1 protein-coding gene is annotated in these 1,248 nt (G+C 45.9%); it reads right to left on the bottom strand.

Annotated features, from left to right (window positions below; genetic code table 11):
• Positions 1 to 20 precede the first annotated feature (20 nt).
• Positions 21 to 1,010: an IS110 family transposase gene (locus tag K6Y21_RS21035; RefSeq protein ID WP_233073906.1), complete on the bottom strand. Its 990-nt coding sequence runs from the start codon at positions 1,008 to 1,010 to the stop codon at positions 21 to 23.
• Positions 1,011 to 1,248 lie beyond the last annotated feature (238 nt).

Here is a 1,248-nt window from a genome sequence, read left to right as displayed (position 1 = left end):
TGTAGATACTCTGTCCAAGTTCAAGCATTTTTACTCTCAAAATTGAATAATTTTGCGGAGTCAAATGCTTGACCTTCTTTATAAACTGCCCACAATCCCGTTAAATACTTACGCATTACAGCAACATTCGCCTGAAGCTTGGTTTTGCCTCTTGAGGTTAGATTCTCTCTGAACAGCTTTGCGTTTGCATCGTGCTGAACCGCTGACATCGCGGGCATATACAGTGCTGAGCGTAAATAGGCATTACCGGCTTTGCTAATACGTGACGCACCTTTAACACTCGTGCCTGACTGATTTAACTTAATGTCCAGTCCGCTATATCGACTCACTTGCTTCGCTTTCATGTCTGTTGGTAACACGACAAATTCGGCAAGGATAGCAATGGCGCTCGCCTGACCTATGCCTTTTGCGGCAATGAAGCAGGGGTAAATGCCATTCAATGCTTCATCGGCCTCTATCAGGCTCAGTGCGGCTTGCGTCAATCGCTCAATACGTTTTTCATAAACCTCGATGCTGTCTTCCACGTCCTCAATTAAGATGAGCGGGCTCGTTTTTGACTGTAGCGCGTGTAGTCGATTTTTCGCCTTAACTTTATCTTTGGTCAGTCGGTTAATTTGCCGACCAATGTCTTTCAGCGCCATGTACTCTGGCTTAGGTGGGATCCAAACAGGCGGAACCATAATCTCGGCGTATTCTGCGAGCAATGCAGCATCTGCGGCATCAGTCTTGACCTGTGATAGTTTCAATTCTGCAAAGCGTTTAGAACTAAGCGGGTTAATCACAGCGATGCTGAGACCTGCGTTCACCAAGTGCACAGCGAGGTCTAAGTAATAGATCCCAGTGGCTTCCATCACCACCAATTCAACCTTGTTCTTACGCAGCATTTTTTCAACTCTTTCAAAGTCTGAATGCTCCTGCTTGAACGACTGTGCCTTACCAGATTTCCCTTGGCTGCGAATAGATAAATCAAAGGATTTAGCACTGATATCAATACCGGCAACAATTTTCACAAGCAGACTCCAAACTTAAAATGAGATAAACTATGTCCGGTTCCCCAACCTCGCACTTAATGTCGCTCGACCTTGTGATGCGAAGTCTAGTACTAGCTTCATGATACTCTTCGAGCTGAACAATGAGGTGGGGAGCCCCTCTACAGACGAAGTCAGAACGGATTCTGCTTCAAGGAGCGGGCGGCTTCCCCGGAACTGGTTCAATAGTAAATATGTTTGGTTACAACATACAAGGAGC

Origin of the sequence: Motilimonas eburnea, from assembly GCF_021295345.1 — a bacterium.
Classification (GTDB): domain Bacteria; phylum Pseudomonadota; class Gammaproteobacteria; order Enterobacterales; family CBDFNC01; genus Motilimonas; species Motilimonas eburnea.
Note: the sequence above shows the minus strand (reverse complement) of the source record. Positions and strands in the feature narration are given on the sequence as shown.